Here is a 15,358-nt window from a genome sequence, read left to right as displayed (position 1 = left end):
ACTTTGAGTCTTACTAAAAAATAGTTTTTATTTTCTAAATTGTTTACAAATAGTGATTTGTGTTATTTTTAAAATTAAATGATGCTTTTGATTTTAACTTTTTTTTAAATCCATGCAACCTTTTTACATTAATTCTCGTCTATAGTTATAGAAACACTTTTTAAACATTTTGAAAGTAATTAATTTATATCAGGAAGAAAATGAAATTATAGATTTGGCAGTCGCAAATAATCGGCAGGCACAACAACGCCTATATTCAAAATTTTCTCCAAAAATGTTGAGTGTTTGCAGACAATACATAAAAGACATACAACTGGCCGAAGATGTTATGATTACTGCGTTTATGAAAGTCTTTGTAAACTTAAAACAATTCGAAAAGAAAGGTAGTTTTGAAGGCTGGATTCGAAGAATCATGATTAATGAATGTGTCTCTTTTATTAGGGTTCAAAAAAAAGTTCATTTTTTAGATGATTCTGTTGGTTTTGAAGAAACAGATAACGAAACCAATATTCAGTTTTCTATTGAAGACATTCAAAGTTTAATTGATAGTTTACCCGATGGTTATAAAATCGTTTTTAATTTATTTGCAATTGAAGGATATAAGCATAAAGAAATTGCTAGTATGCTTTCTATTAATGAAGGTACTTCTAAATCACAATTTGCTCATGCCCGAAGAATTTTAAAAAATCAAATTACTATTCTAAAAAATAAAGAGAAGTATTCTTGAGTAATACAATTTGAATATTTTTTTGAATAAAGAAATATAGATACAATGAAAAAAAGTGCAATTGAAAATCAATTTAAAGAAAAGCTTTCATCACGGGAGATAATGCCGTCTTCTGTTTCTTGGGATCGGCTTGACGCTATGCTTACAATTGTCGAAACACCCAAACGTAATTTTAAATGGATGTATGTTGCAGCAAGTCTTTTGGGTTTTTTGTTAATAGGAAGTATATATTTTAATCAAAATCAAGACGAAGTTGTTTTTAAAAAAAATGATATTGTAGTTACTGATTCAAAAACGGTTCCTGAAGTAAAATCAATTTCAAAACCATTAATGAGTTCCAAAAAAATAAAATCGAAAAGTAGTATTTCAGTACCTTCTGAGGTTGTAAAAACATTATCAAAGGAAAATGAAAATATTGTTTTCGAAAATGCTAATAATCAATTAGAGCAAAAAGTAACAAATCAAGAACAACAAATTTCAATCATCAATCAAAAAACAGAACAAAAAAATGTTCTTCGAAAATCTAAGTATGTTAATGTTGACGAACTATTAGCATCTGTAGATTCTTTTTCTAAAAATGAGAATACTGAGGTTCTTCAATCTAATGTAAAGGTTGATTCTAAGGAATTGCTTTCACAAGTAGATGGTGAATTAGAGCTTAGTTTTAGAGAAAAAGCACTCAAAGTGGTCAATAAAAAAATAAAAATGGCAACGGTAGCTTTGAGCAATAGAAATTCAGAATAAATCATCAATCCTTTTAATTAAAAAACAATCATGAGAAATTTAAAAATTTACTTAGCAACATTGGTATGTCTTTTTGCGAGCAAAATATACTCCCAAAATTCATTCGAAAATAGAACAAAAGAAATTGCTTCTAAAATTGAAGCTGTTGTAAAAAGCGAAAAAGAAAAACTTAAAATTCAGGTAGAAGAAATAAATATTCAGTTATCTGAAAATAAAATTGGACTGGACGATGCCGATAAAAAGAAGAAATCATTAGCCGAAGCTTCAGCAATTGCAATTGAAGATCAAGTAGCGAAACTTGAGGAAGAACTGCATCAAATTGTTCAAGATAAAGTGGATGGGAAGTTAAAAAGTGTATCTAAAGATTCCTCAGCTTCAATTTCAATCAAATTTCCAAAAGATTTTTTTGAAAAGAAAGTTAATAAAGGTGAAAAAAGAACGACTTCTCAGTTTATATTTGCTTTTGGTGCCAATAATTTAGTTACAGATAAACAAGTAGCAAATTCGAATTTTAAATATTGGAAATCGCATTTTTATGAATGGGGTTTTACGTCTAATACCAGAATTTTAAAAGAGGATAATCTGTTGCATTTTAAATATGGAATGTCATTGATGTATAATAATTTAAGAGCCACCGATAACCGATATTTTGAGAAAAATGGAGCTCAAACCAATTTGGTTGCAAGTTCAGTTCATTTGGATGAATCTCGTTTCAGAAATGTATATATCATGGTTCCGATGCATTTGGAATTTGATTTTAGTAAGAAAGAAATTCGAGAGGATGCCGATTATTTTAGAACACATAAAAGTTGGAGAGTTGGATTAGGAGGTTATGCAGGTTTCCGTATTAAATCGAAACAGATATTTTGTTTTGATGATAATATAGGAAATAGTGTAGACCAAAAAATTAAAGGGAACTATAATGTAAACGACTTTAATTACGGCTTGAGTACTTATATAGGGTACAAAGAAACAAGTTTGTATTTAAAATATGATCTGCAACCTTTATTTGAAAATAATCCAGTAGATCAAAATAATATTTCGTTAGGACTTCGTTTCGATTTTAATTAATGATTAGTAATTTGTTTCAATTTAAAAAGTGTTTCAGTGATGAAGCACTTTTTTTATTTTGAATTATGAAGTTTGATTTGTGTATTTTTGTATTCGTTCGATTTTTCGAGCTTTTTGCAATTAAATATTCATATAATTTTGATATCACAAGCAACTATAGATACCGTTTTTGAAACTGCTCGAGTAGAGGAGGTTATTGGTGATTTTGTTCAGTTAAAACGCGCTGGGAGTAATTTTAAGGGGCTAAGTCCATTCTCGGATGAACGTTCTCCTTCGTTTATGGTTTCGCCTGTAAAAGGGATTTGGAAAGATTTTAGCTCAGGAAAAGGTGGAAATTCTATTGCTTTCTTGATGGAACATTCTCATTTTACATATCCAGAAGCCATTCGTTATTTGGCTAAAAAGTACAATATTGAAATTGAAGAAACCGAGCAAACAGACGAAGAAAAACAGATAACTGATGTAAGGGAAAGTATGTATCTTGTGTCTGAGTTTGCCAAAACATATTTTCAGGACATCTTATTGAATTCAGAGGAGGGAAAAGCTATTGGACTTTCTTATTTTAAAGAACGTGGTTTTACAAACGAAACTATCAAAAAGTTTGCTTTGGGATATTCACCCGAAACATGGGATGCTTTTACCAAAGAAGCACTAGGTAAAGGGTATAAAATGGAGTTTCTTGAAAGTACGGGTTTGACCATTGCTAGAGAAGATCGCCCCTTTGACCGTTTCAAAAGCAGAGTGATGTTTCCTATTCAAAGTATGTCAGGAAGGGTGCTTGGTTTTGGAGGTCGAATTTTGACTAATGATAAAAAAGCAGCTAAATATTTAAATTCTCCTGAGAGTGATATTTACCATAAAAGTAAAGTATTATATGGTATTTTTCAAGCCAAACAGTCTATTGCCAAACTAAATAATTGTTTTTTGGTTGAAGGATATACTGATGTTATTCAGTTTAATCAATCGGGTATAGAAAATGTTGTTGCATCTTCGGGTACTGCGCTTACGCCAGATCAAATTCGGTTAATTAATCGATTGACCAAAAATATTACCGTTCTTTTTGATGGTGATGCAGCAGGACTTCGTGCTTCTATTCGTGGAATCGATTTGATTCTTGAAGAAGGAATGAACGTGAGAGTTTGTGCGTTTCCTGATGGTGAAGACCCAGATAGTTTTGCCAGAAAAACGTCCTACGAAAATTTAGTTTCCTATTTGGATACAAATGCTAAGGATTTTATTCAGTTCAAAGCATCGCTTTTAATGGATGATGCCAAAAATGATCCGATAAAGAAAGCCGATTTGATTCGGGATATGGTTACTAGTATTTCTAAAATACCAGATAGAATCCAACGTGAAATTTATATTCAGGAGTGTTCCAGAATTATGGATATTTCGGAACAAGTTTTGACGAGTACATTGGCACAAATGGTCCAAAAAGATGTTTCTGAAGTTGGGAAAAAAGCAAAACAAGAACAAAAGGCTTTCGAAATTGTAAAAAATGAAAATCCAGTCGAGACTTCAAAAGTTGATGTATTGTATCGTTTGGAGCGGAAAATTATTGAAATTCTTCTCTTATATGGAAATAAAATAGAAGAATTTGAAGATGTATACTTGAAAACCAATGAAGGTGGAGAAATTGAAACGGTAACGGAAAAAAAAGAATATAAAGTCTATCAGAGAATTTATTTGAGTTTGCAGGAAGATGAAGTCGAGCTTGCAAATCCTTTATTTCGTGATATTTTCAATGATTTAATTCAGTATTTCCTTAAAAATGAAAATTTAGAAATCGAAAGATATTTAATGCATCTCAATTCTGACTTCGCTCAAGAAGTTACCGATATATTAATGGAAGACGAAAGAGTTGTTTTGCACAATTGGGAAGGACAAAACATTATACCTAAAACAAAGAATGAGACGATCAGTCAATATGTTTCAGAAACTATTTTGACAATGAGATGGTATTTGGTAGATAAAATCATAGATGAATTAAAAAACTCTGTATCAAATGAACCAGGTTCAGATAATACAGAGTCTATGTCTATGGCGATGGATTACTACAAACTAATAAATTCGTTTTCAAAAAAATTAGGAAGAGTAATGTCGCGATACAGTTAAACGATCTCCAAAGTTTTAGCTTTATTTACTAAATCTACTAGATTCGTAACGTTTAATTTGGTTAACAATCGTAATTTGTAAGTACTGATTGTTTTTTCGTTCAGCGACAAAATTTCAGCGATTTCATGGTTTTTCTTACCATCACTTAAATAACGCAATACTTCAACTTCACGGTTTGATAGTTTTCTGTACAAACGTTCGCTTTTGCTTTGTTTGGCTATCAAAGCAATGTTTTTCATCACTGTTTCGTTCATGATGATTTTACCTTGGTTTACTTTAATGATCGATTGACCTAAAGTTTCCAGTTTTTCGGTTTTGTGAACAAAACCGGAAACTCCTGCTTTAATAGCATTTGGAGCGTAAATCTGTTCTGAAAGACCACTGTAAATAATGATTTTTGTCTTAGGGAAATTTTTCAAAATCGATTTGATTTCGAAAATACTAGCTAGGCCTTCTAGCTCTAGATCTAAAACAAGAACATCTATTTCTTTGGTAAGAAGGATGTCTTTTACCATTGCAAAATTTCCAACATTTGCCACGATGGAGATTTCGGAATGGTCTTTGAAGTACGATTTTATTCCAAAATGCACTACAGGATAATTATCTGCTAAACAAACTTTAATCATGGTATTTAGTTTTAGGATTGTTTTTGAAGATATAAAATTAAAAAAAATATTTTATATAAGTCTAATTTTTCGGACAAAATATTTTTTTTTAACAGTTTATAGTGCAAACTGGTATCGGATTCATTTTGTGTTGGTTATTTTTATTGAGTTTTTTGTAGATTTTTAAAACTTCTTTTTCTCGTTCTGTTAAATTATTACTTTCTGTATTTGAATCAGTTACATGCATCGCCCATTCTAATTCATCATAACTTGCTCCAATTTGGTCTTCATCAGTTCGGTCATCTCCAAATAATCCATCTGTTGGGGCAGCTGTTAAAATTGAACTTGGAATTTTAAGATATGTTCCTAGTTCGTATACTTCCGATTTCATTAAATCTGCAATTGGACTCAAATCTACTCCACCATCTCCATATTTGGTATAAAAACCCACTCCAAAATCTTCTACTTTGTTTCCTGTTCCAGCAACCAATAGTCCATAAATTCCAGCAAAATAATATAATGTAGTCATTCTTAGTCGGGAACGAGTGTTGGCTAGAGACAAATTTGACTTGTGTAAATCACTTGTTTCTGGAACTTGTTTTTTAAAATCTTCAAAAACCGATGTTAAGTCTGCTTCAACACTGCTAACATTTGGAAATCGTTTTTTTAATTGTTCAATGTGCTCACGACCTCTAGTAACATGACTAAGTGCCTGATGAATTGGCATTTCAACGCACAATACTTTCAAACCTGTTTGTGCACAGAGGGTTGAGGTTACGGCAGAATCTACTCCGCCTGAAATTCCAATAACAAATCCATTAACTTTTGCCGTTTCAGCATAGCTTTTTAGCCATTCTACAATATGAGTATTTACTTTTTCGATTTGAAGAGTTCTTTTTTTAATCATAATAGTTTAAGTTTTAAAAAGCAGGAATGTATATTTGCAAAAAAATTAAGCAAAATTTTTATAGTTTTCCTTCGAAACAAATTTATATAAAATAATACAATTCATGTTGTATGTTTTAAATCGGTTGAAAAAAGGGATGAAGATTTATGAATTATACGGTAAATATATTTTTGTATTGATAAATTAATAAAATAAATAGGAATTCGTCATTAATAACAAATTTGTTTCAGATAAATAGTTTCTAAATTTAATGGTGTTCTATATTTTAAACTCTAATAAATAAAAATAATATATGAAGTTATTTCTTTTGCCTTTGGTGATTTCTTTTGTTTTTTGTTCCTGTGATCAAAAAAGTAAAATCGAAAAAGCTATTGAAGAGGCTCCTGTTGAAATAAAAGTGGAACGTTTTGATAAGCAATTTTTCGAAACGTCTCCAAATGATTTGGCAAAATTAAAAAAACAATATCCTTATTTTTTTAATCCACAAATAAACGATTCAGTTTGGTTGAATAAGATGAATGCACCAATTTGGAGAGAAGTTTATACTGAGGTTCAAAAAAAATATCCAACAGCAGATGGAATTCAAAAAAATGTTGAAGAGTTAGTGCAACATTTAAAATACTATTTTCCAAAGACTAAAACACCAAAAGTGATCACATTGATCTCAGATATGGATTGTTCGAATAAAGCGATTTATGCTGATTCACTAGTTATAATTTCACTAGAATTGTATTTGGGTAAGGATCATAAGTTCTATACTTTTCCAAAGTATCTCAAACAAAATTTTGAAGAAAGACAAATGATGCCAGATGTTGTAAGTAGTTTTTCTACCGGTAAAATCGCTCCTTCAGTGGAAAAGAATTTGCTGTCTAAAATGATTTATTTTGGAAAACAACTCTATCTTAAAGATATTTTATTGCCAGAATACAGTGATGCGGAAAAAATGGGTTATACCCCTGAGCAAATAGTTTGGTGTCAGGAAAATGAGAGTTATATTTGGCGCTATTTTATTGAAAAGGAAATGCTGTTTAGCGATGAACAAAAGTTAACTTCTCGTTTTATTGATCCGGCTCCTTTTTCTAAATTTTACTTGGAAATTGATAATGATTCTCCAGGCCAAATTGGTTCTTGGATGGGTTGGCAAATAGTGCGTTCATATATGGAAAATAATGATGTAAAAATAGATGAATTACTAAAAATGGATGCCAAAGAAATTTTCGAAAAATCAAAATACAAACCCAAAAAATAATGACAAATAATAAAACCTCAGAAATAAAGTTTTTAGTTGAATTAGACGAAAACCGTGTTCCAGAAAAACTTTTTTGGACAGCAGAAGATGGTGGTGTCGCGCTTTCAGAAACAAAAGCAATTATGCTAAATGTTTGGGATAGCAAAGCCAAAGAAAGTATGCGTATCGATTTGTGGACTAAAGAAATGCCTGTTGATGAAATGAAAATTTTCTTCCATCAAACATTGGTTTCAATGGCAGAGACTTTTAAAAGAGCGACAAATGATGAAAAAATGTCGGATACGATGCTTGATTTTTGTGATTATTTTGCAGAAAAGCTGGATTTGAAACAATAGTTTTTATCTTTTTTTATAATTGTCTGTTACAAAAGATAGGTTTAGTCGTCTTTTTTTAAAACAGTAATTATGAAGAATTTAATTGTACTATCGATAGTGTTTGTTTTGTTCTCCTGTGGAACCAAGACACCTTATGAAACATTCAAAAAAGAAAATAAAGATGAGGTTGCTATCTCTTTTGGCGTTTCGGCTTTTGTAATCAATACGCTCATTCGGGACAAGGAATTTAGAGAATTTACTAAACAGGTTTCAGGAATAAAAAAATATCAGGTTTTGGTTTCCAAATCCAATCCTGCGTTTTTAAAATCCAATTTTGATGTTTTTTTAAAGAAAAATAATTTTGAGGAAATAGTATATACCACAAAAGGAAATGAAAAAATCTGTATTTTTTCTTTTGAAAAAGGAGAACAGTTAAAAGAAGTTATAGTTGAACTTGAAAATGATTCTCAAGTTTTGCTTGTAAAGGTTCAAGGAAATTTAAAAATAAATGATTTTCAAAAATTAGTAGCTTTTAATGAAGGGAATTAGTTTTTGATGAGTTGATTGTAATTAAAAAATCCCAAAATTGAAATTCGTTTCAGTTTTGGGATTTTTTATTTTATTTCAGAAGTTTAAAACTCAGAATTATTCTTGTTTACTTCTTGGTTCACTTCGTCTATATAACTTAATAATTCTTCTTTTCCAGTGGATTCAGTTGCTGAGGTCACAAAATAATGCGGCATTTCAGCCCAATTATTGGCAAACATTTGTTTTTTGTAAGCTGCAATATGAGAATCGATTTTTACTTTACTGATTTTGTCAGCCTTGGTAAAAATAATGCAAAACGGAATTTCACTTTCTCCCATATACGACATAAACTCAATATCGATAGTTTGTGCTTCTAGGCGAATGTCTATCAAAACAAAAGCACAAACTAATTGTTCTCTTGTTTCGAAATAATCAGTTATGAATTCTTGAAAAATAGATTTTGTTTTTTTTGAAACTTTTGCATAGCCATAACCCGGTAAATCAACCAAAAACCAATTGTTATTAATCAAAAAATGATTAATAAGTTGTGTTTTTCCTGGTCTTCCTGATGTTTTTGCTAATTTTTTATGATTGGTTAGCATGTTTATCAATGAAGATTTCCCGACATTGGAACGACCAATAAAAGCATATTCGGGTAAGAAGTCTTTTGGACATTTGCTTACATCTGAGTTGCTTATTACAAATTCGGCGGTATTAATTTTCATACTGTTATGTGTAAAATTCTCCTTCTATGATTAGTGTTCGGCTAGGTGAGTGTGAGTCAACCAGTCTTCAAGATGTGTATTAAATTCTTCTGGTTGTTCCATCATCGCGGCATGACCACATTTGTCAATCCAGTATAAAGTTGAATTGGGTAAAAGTTTGTGAAACTCTTCGGCAACATCCGGCGGAGTAACTTTATCGTTTTTTCCCCAAATAATACAAGTTTGCACGTGCATTTTTGGCAAATCTTTGGCCATATTGTGACGAATGGCACTTTTTGCAATAGTCAAGGTTTTGATTAATTTCAATCGATCGTTTACTGTGGCATATACTTCGTCAATAAGATCTGGTGTCGCAATTTTAGGGTCGTAAAATACATCTTCGGCTTTTTTCTTGATGTATTCATAGTCACCTCGTTTTGGATAGCTATCTCCCATGGCACTTTCGTATAGTCCAGAACTACCTGTAATTACTAGTCCAGAAACCTTTTCTGGAAACATTTTGGTATGGTATAAAGCAATATGACCACCAAGTGAATTTCCTAAAAGTATAACTCTGTCTAATCCTTTGAAAGTAATGAAGTTTTTTACATAGACTGCAAAACTCTTTACGTTTGTTTTTAATATGTTTTGTGTGTAAATAGGTAAATCGGGGATTATTATTCTGTATCCTTTATTAGAAAAGTAATTGGCCACAGCGTCAAAATTGCTAAGCCCCCCCATTAAACCATGTAAGATGACAATCGGAATTCCTTCGCCTGCTTCGTAATATCCGTATTTGCCTTCTTTTTTATAGTATTTTTCCATGTTTTAAATGACAATTTTCAATTTTTCACAAATATAGGGTTTATAAAATTAAAAAGAATTTTAGTGGCTTTTTTTTAACCTTTTATTCTCTTCAATAGTAAAAATGATATTTAATGAGCATTTTGTTAATTTTTTAACTAATAAATAATTGATTATATATCCTTTTAAGAAGGTGTTTTGTTTTTAAAAAATAGGTGTTTTTTAACAAAACACATTCTTTCTTACAAATTAATCAGATGTATGCTAATGTTCTGATTGTCTATAAACTAAGCGTTTTTGGTTAAAAGTGGTTAAACTTATTAACAAAGTGGTAGATAGTGGTAAATTGTGGTAATATTTTATATATTTTTGCTTAATACAATTAATACAATTCACTTGGACACAATTATAGGGACATATGAGTGTAAAGTCGATGCAAAAGGACGGGTTTTATTACCTGCTCCCTTAAAAAAGCAATTGGCTTCCTCGCTTCAAAACGGTTTTGTTTTGAAGCGTTCTGTATTTCAGCCCTGTTTGGAATTGTATCCTATGGTTGAGTGGGATTTGATGATGAAAAAAATCAACAAACTTAATCGTTTCGTAAAAAAAAACAATGACTTTATTCGTCGTTTTACCGCTGGAGTCAAAGTGGTAGAAATTGATGCGCTGGGTAGATTGTTGGTTCCTAAAGATTTAGTGGTTTTTGCTAGTATTTTTAAAGATGTGGTTTTTTCTTCTGCAGTTAATATTGTAGAAATTTGGGATAAGGATTTGTATGAAAAATCAATTGACGGTGCAGATGTTGATTTTGCAGATTTGGCAGAGGAGGTAATGGGTAATTTAAATGACGACGAAAATGGAATATCATAATCCTGTATTGCTTCATGCTTCGGTAGATGGCTTGAATATAAAACCAGATGGAGTTTATGTGGATGTTACTTTTGGTGGTGGAGGTCACTCAAAAGAGATTTTGAGTAGGCTGGGGCCAAATGGTAAATTGTTTGCTTTTGATCAAGATGAAGATGCTTTGGCGAATGCTATACCTGATGAAAGATTTACATTAATTAACGAAAATTTTAGATTTATTAAAAGGTTTTTGCGTTTTTATGGTGTGAAAGAAGTGGATGGCATTTTAGGTGATTTGGGTGTTTCTTCGCATCAGTTTGATGTTGCTGAAAGAGGTTTTTCTACCCGTTTTGATGCTGATTTGGATATGCGAATGAGTCAGAAAAATGATTTGAATGCTTATCGGGTTGTCAATGAATACGATGAGGCAAATCTTAAACGTGTTTTTCTAGATTATGGTGAACTCAAAAATGCACCAGCTTTGGCAAGAACAATTGTAGAGGCTAGAGAACATCGGTTAATCAAAACTACAGACGAGCTAAAAGAGGTCTTGATGAAATTTTTACCCGAAAGAGTTCGTAATAAAATATTGGCTCAAATCTATCAAGCGATCCGTATTGAGGTGAATCAGGAAATGGATGTTTTAAAAGAATTTTTGGAACAATCACTTGAGATTTTGAAACCTGAAGGACGATTGAGTGTGATTTCGTACCATTCATTAGAAGATAGATTAGTGAAGAGATTCATAAAAAATGGAATGTTCGAAGGGGAGCCAGAGCGTGATTTTTATGGAAATTTCTCCGTTCCTTTTAAAACCATCGGAAAATTAATTGTTCCTGATAATGAAGAAATAAAATTGAATAGTAGAGCCCGAAGTGCTAAATTGAGAATTGCAGAAAAAAAATAATAAAAATGAAGGGAGGAATTTATAACATATTAAAAGCACAGTTCCTTATAGATGATAATGCAGTCAAAAACTGGCGTTTTATTGTCTTTGTGATTTTACTTGCTATAATAATGATTGCCAATACACAACGTTACGAACAAAAAGTATTTAAGATTGTTGAATTGACTAATAAAGTAAAAGAATTACGTTCAGAATTTGTAGATAGACGTTCGGAGTTGATGAAACTAAAAATGGAATCCACAGTTTCGGCCAAAATGGAAGGAAAGCAAATTTTTCCATCCACAGTTCCCCCAGTTAAAATTGAAGTTGCAGCACCTGAAGAAAAAAATTTCTTAGAAAAAATATGGCAGTAGAAGATAAATATATATCCTATAGAACCTACTTGGTTGCCTTTTTCATTTTTATGATGGCGATGGCTATTGCAGTGAAGTTAACGAATATTCAATGGGTTGATGGGGATCATTATAGACAATTAGCAAAAGAAAGAACCGTTAAGAATTTTGTTATTCCTGCTAATAAGGGGAATATTTATTCTGCGGATGGCAGTCTTTTGGCTACTTCAATTCCCAATTATACTATTCGTTTTGATGCTGTAGCGCCTAAAACGGAAAATTTTGAGAAAAATATAAAATTATTGTCAGATTCATTGGGAATGTTGCTTAAAAAATCAAGTAGCTCAATTCAAAATGAATTGCGTAGAGCAAGAGTTCATAAAAACAGATATTATTTAGTAGCCCAAGGTTTAAGTTTTACAGAATATATGAAAATAAAAGGCTATCCATTATTTAATTTGGGTGCTTATAAAGGTGGAATTATAATTGAGCAAAAGACAATTAGAGAACATCCTATTGGTAAGATTGCAGAACGTACTATTGGTTACGAAAGAAAAATGCCTGAAGGGTATTCTGATGGAAAAGGAATCGAGTGGGCGTTTAGTAAATACCTTAACGGGAAAGATGGTAAAATATTAAAACAAAAAATTGCCAAAGGGCAGTGGAAACCTATTCGAGATGTAAATGAAGTGGAGCCTCAAGATGGTTATGATGTGATTTCAACTATAGACGTTTACATTCAGGATATTGCACATCATGCATTGTTGAAACAACTAGAAGAGTATGAGGCTGATCATGGTTGTGTTGTGGTTATGGAAACAAAAACAGGACATATTAAAGCAATTTCAAATTTAGGAAGAGCTACTGATGGTAGTTATTATGAAACTACCAATTATGCTTATGCTGAATCTCATGAACCAGGATCGACTTTTAAATTGGTTGACTTAATGGCAATACTTGAAGATAAAGTAGCTGATACAAGTAGTGTTTATGATAGTCACGGTGGGATAATTACGTATTCTGGTCAAAAGGTTAAAGACTCTCATGAAGGAGGATATGGAAAAATTTCATTGGCACGTGGTTTTGAAGTTTCATCTAATACAGTTATGGTTCAAGCAGTTTATAATAATTACAAAAATAATCCTACGAAGTTTGTAAATCACATTAATTCTTACGGTTTAAATAAAAAATTAGGATTGGCTTTTAGAGGGGAAGGAGTACCTTTTATTCCTCAACCAAGTGATAAAAATTGGTCTAATATTTCACTTCCATGGATGGCTTTTGGGTATGGAGTTTCGGTTACACCATTACAAACTTTAACGTATTATAATGCAGTTGCCAATAATGGAGTGATGGTTAAACCACAATTAGTGTCAGAAATAAAGGCATGGAATAAAACCATAAAAAAATACAATACGGAGGTAATGAACCCGAGAATTTGTTCGCCTGAAACGTTACGAAAAGTTAAGGCAGTTTTGGCGAATGTGGTAAAAAAAGGGACAGGGGCAAAATTGTATTCTAAAGATTTTTCTATGGCTGGTAAAACTGGGACTGCGGCAGTGAATTATGCTCATAATGGAGGAATGGATAAGTATTACGCGTCTTCATTTGTTGGCTATTTTCCTGCTGATAATCCTAAGTATTCCTGTATTGTGGTAGTTCATAAACCAAACACTTCTAATAATAACTATTATGGTGCAGATGTAGCAGGGCCAGTTTTTAAAAGAATTGCCCAAAAAATATTTACAGATACTCCGTCTAATAATGTGATAAAAAAATTAGATAATCCAAATCCAAAACAAGATAATAGTTACAACGCTTATTTTGTAAAAATGCAGAAAAAGCAAAACTTGATTCCAAATGTAAAAGGTATGGCGGGAATGGATGCTGTAGCATTGTTAGAAAATTTGGGTGTTAAAGTCAAAGTGATTGGCGTTGGAAAAGTTAAAAGACAATCCGTTCAATCAGGTCAGAGTATTGTAAAAAATTCATCAATTCTATTGGAATTATCATGAGTATATTAAAAGACATATTATATAAAGTAGCAATAGAATCTTTAAATGGTTCTACCGAAATTGCAGTAAATCACTTGAATTTTGATTCTAGAAAAATTGAAAATGAGGATGTTTTTATTGCCATTAGAGGGACATTGTCTGATGGGCATGATTTTATAGAAAAAGCCATTGAATTAGGAGCAAAGGCTGTTATCTGTGAAACACTTCCAGAAAATTTGGCTATTGGAGTAACTTATGTTTGTGTGAAAGATACAAATGCTGCGCTAGCTTTTATGGCGGCCAATTATTTTGAAAATCCTTCTCAAAAATTAAAATTAGTTGGAATTACAGGTACAAATGGGAAAACAACTATAGCTTCTTTATTATATCAATTATTCAAAAAAGCGGGTTTTAAAGTAGGATTACTTTCTACAGTCAAAATTTTAGTTGACGATTTAGAATATAAAGCAACGCATACCACTCCAGATTCGATAACCATAAATCATTATCTAAAGGAAATGGTTGATGCAGGGGTTGAATATTGTTTTATGGAGGTAAGTTCACATGGGATTCATCAAAAACGTACCGAAGCTTTGCATTTTAGAGGAGGGATATTCACAAATTTATCTCATGATCATTTAGATTATCATCCTACTTTTTCGGAATACAGAGACGTTAAAAAAACCTTTTTTGATCATTTGCCAAGTAGTGCTTTTGCACTTACGAATAGTGATGATAAAAACGGACAAGTAATGCTACAAAATACTTCTGCAAGGAAGCTTACTTATGCATTGAAAACATATGCGGATTACAAAGCGCAAATTCTTGAAAATCAATTGTCCGGTTTGTTACTAAAAATAAACGGTAATGAAGTTTGGGTAAAGTTGATTGGTACTTTTAATGCTTATAACCTTTTGGCAATATATGGAACAGCCGTAGAACTTGGACTTGACAGTTTAGAAGTACTTCGATTGATGTCAGAATTAGAAAGTGTTTCTGGCCGATTTCAATATATTGTTTCCAAAACGAATATAACAGCTATTGTAGATTATGCACACACGCCAGATGCTCTCGAAAATGTTTTGAATACGATAAACGATGTGCGTACCAATAATGAACAATTAATTACAGTTGTAGGTTGTGGTGGGAATAGGGATACAGCTAAGCGTCCGATTATGGCAGGGATCGCTTCAGAGTTGAGTGATAAAGTGATTTTAACTTCTGATAATCCTAGAAATGAAGATCCTGAAATAATAATCCATGAAATGGAAAAAGGGATTCAGGTACAGAATATTAAAAAAGTTTTGTCGATTACCGATAGATTTCAAGCAATTAAAACGGCTTGTCAATTAGCACAATCCAATGATATTATATTGATTGCTGGTAAGGGACATGAAACTTATCAAGAAATCAAAGGAGTGCGTCATGATTTTGACGATATGAAAACTGTAAAGGAAATTTTAGAACAATTAGTAAAATAATAGTTTAATCGGTTGTTTGTTTATTCATTT

The 15,358-nt window shown here is 31.6% G+C and carries 16 protein-coding genes; 12 read left to right on the top strand and 4 right to left on the bottom strand.

The window, feature by feature from the left end; all coding sequences use genetic code 11:
• Positions 1 to 169 precede the first annotated feature (169 nt).
• From OYT91_RS10585 to dnaG, 4 genes are all read left to right on the top strand, one after another.
• Positions 170 to 727 (top strand): RNA polymerase sigma factor, encoded by a 558-nt coding sequence (locus OYT91_RS10585; protein WP_281237933.1) that lies wholly within the window; start codon positions 170 to 172, stop codon positions 725 to 727.
• Positions 728 to 772: 45 nt separating this feature from the next.
• Complete coding sequence (locus OYT91_RS10580) at positions 773 to 1,471, top strand: hypothetical protein (protein WP_281237932.1); 699 nt, start codon at positions 773 to 775, stop codon at positions 1,469 to 1,471.
• A gap of 30 nt (positions 1,472 to 1,501) precedes the next feature.
• Positions 1,502 to 2,542 carry a hypothetical protein gene (locus tag OYT91_RS10575; protein ID WP_281237931.1) on the top strand — a complete coding sequence of 347 codons (1,041 nt, stop codon included), beginning with the start codon at positions 1,502 to 1,504 and terminating at the stop codon, positions 2,540 to 2,542.
• A gap of 138 nt (positions 2,543 to 2,680) precedes the next feature.
• Positions 2,681 to 4,657 (top strand): DNA primase, encoded by a 1,977-nt coding sequence (dnaG, locus tag OYT91_RS10570; RefSeq protein ID WP_281237930.1) that lies wholly within the window; start codon positions 2,681 to 2,683, stop codon positions 4,655 to 4,657.
• Here dnaG and OYT91_RS10565 read toward each other — a convergent pair.
• Together OYT91_RS10565 and nadE are read right to left on the bottom strand one after the other, a co-directional pair.
• Positions 4,654 to 5,283, bottom strand: coding sequence for a response regulator transcription factor (locus OYT91_RS10565; RefSeq protein ID WP_269221809.1), 630 nt, complete (start codon positions 5,281 to 5,283; stop codon positions 4,654 to 4,656). The genes dnaG and OYT91_RS10565 overlap by 4 nt on opposite strands.
• Before the next feature lie 88 nt (positions 5,284 to 5,371).
• A complete protein-coding gene (gene nadE / locus OYT91_RS10560) occupies positions 5,372 to 6,169 on the bottom strand; it encodes an NAD(+) synthase (protein ID WP_269221810.1) in 798 nt (265 codons plus the stop codon).
• 292 nt (positions 6,170 to 6,461) lie between these two features.
• On the opposite strand from nadE, the gene gldB reads away from it, so the two are divergent.
• From gldB to OYT91_RS10545, 3 genes are all read left to right on the top strand, one after another.
• Positions 6,462 to 7,418 (top strand): gliding motility lipoprotein GldB, encoded by a 957-nt coding sequence (gene gldB, locus OYT91_RS10555; RefSeq protein ID WP_281237929.1) that lies wholly within the window; start codon positions 6,462 to 6,464, stop codon positions 7,416 to 7,418.
• Positions 7,418 to 7,753, top strand: a complete 336-nt coding sequence (gldC, locus tag OYT91_RS10550) for a gliding motility protein GldC (protein WP_281237928.1) — start codon at positions 7,418 to 7,420, stop codon at positions 7,751 to 7,753. Before gldB ends, gldC begins: the two co-directional genes overlap by 1 nt.
• Positions 7,754 to 7,822: 69 nt before the next feature.
• Positions 7,823 to 8,281 (top strand): DUF4252 domain-containing protein, encoded by a 459-nt coding sequence (locus OYT91_RS10545; RefSeq protein ID WP_281237927.1) that lies wholly within the window; start codon positions 7,823 to 7,825, stop codon positions 8,279 to 8,281.
• A gap of 83 nt (positions 8,282 to 8,364) precedes the next feature.
• Here OYT91_RS10545 and yihA read toward each other — a convergent pair whose 3' ends face one another.
• Both yihA and OYT91_RS10535 read right to left on the bottom strand, forming a co-directional pair.
• A complete protein-coding gene (gene yihA / locus OYT91_RS10540; protein ID WP_269221814.1) occupies positions 8,365 to 8,985 on the bottom strand; it encodes a ribosome biogenesis GTP-binding protein YihA/YsxC in 621 nt (206 codons plus the stop codon).
• Between the two features lie 30 nt (positions 8,986 to 9,015).
• Positions 9,016 to 9,789 (bottom strand): alpha/beta fold hydrolase, encoded by a 774-nt coding sequence (locus tag OYT91_RS10535; RefSeq protein ID WP_281237926.1) that lies wholly within the window; start codon positions 9,787 to 9,789, stop codon positions 9,016 to 9,018.
• Between the two features lie 375 nt (positions 9,790 to 10,164).
• Here OYT91_RS10535 and OYT91_RS10530 point away from each other — a divergent pair, with 375 nt between their 5' ends.
• Genes OYT91_RS10530 through OYT91_RS10510 form a run of 5 tightly spaced genes read left to right on the top strand, consistent with a single transcriptional unit; the run spans position 10,165 to position 15,328 of the window.
• Complete coding sequence (locus OYT91_RS10530; protein ID WP_281237925.1) at positions 10,165 to 10,638, top strand: division/cell wall cluster transcriptional repressor MraZ; 474 nt, start codon at positions 10,165 to 10,167, stop codon at positions 10,636 to 10,638.
• Positions 10,613 to 11,521, top strand: coding sequence for a 16S rRNA (cytosine(1402)-N(4))-methyltransferase RsmH (gene rsmH / locus OYT91_RS10525; protein WP_281237924.1), 909 nt, complete (start codon positions 10,613 to 10,615; stop codon positions 11,519 to 11,521). The genes OYT91_RS10530 and rsmH overlap by 26 nt, the downstream gene beginning before the upstream one ends.
• Positions 11,522 to 11,526: 5 nt before the next feature.
• Positions 11,527 to 11,874 (top strand): FtsL-like putative cell division protein, encoded by a 348-nt coding sequence (locus OYT91_RS10520; RefSeq protein WP_269221816.1) that lies wholly within the window; start codon positions 11,527 to 11,529, stop codon positions 11,872 to 11,874.
• Positions 11,865 to 13,868 (top strand): PASTA domain-containing penicillin-binding protein, encoded by a 2,004-nt coding sequence (locus OYT91_RS10515; RefSeq protein WP_269221817.1) that lies wholly within the window; start codon positions 11,865 to 11,867, stop codon positions 13,866 to 13,868. The genes OYT91_RS10520 and OYT91_RS10515 overlap by 10 nt, the downstream gene beginning before the upstream one ends.
• Positions 13,865 to 15,328, top strand: a complete 1,464-nt coding sequence (locus OYT91_RS10510) for a UDP-N-acetylmuramoyl-L-alanyl-D-glutamate--2,6-diaminopimelate ligase (RefSeq protein ID WP_281237923.1) — start codon at positions 13,865 to 13,867, stop codon at positions 15,326 to 15,328. Before OYT91_RS10515 ends, OYT91_RS10510 begins: the two co-directional genes overlap by 4 nt.
• The last annotated feature ends 30 nt before the right edge of the window (positions 15,329 to 15,358 follow it).

Origin of the sequence: Flavobacterium praedii (genome assembly GCF_026810365.1) — a bacterium.
GTDB classification, from domain to species: domain Bacteria; phylum Bacteroidota; class Bacteroidia; order Flavobacteriales; family Flavobacteriaceae; genus Flavobacterium; species Flavobacterium praedii.
The sequence above is the reverse complement of the archived record's forward strand: the minus strand, read 5'-3'. Positions and strand labels throughout refer to the sequence as shown.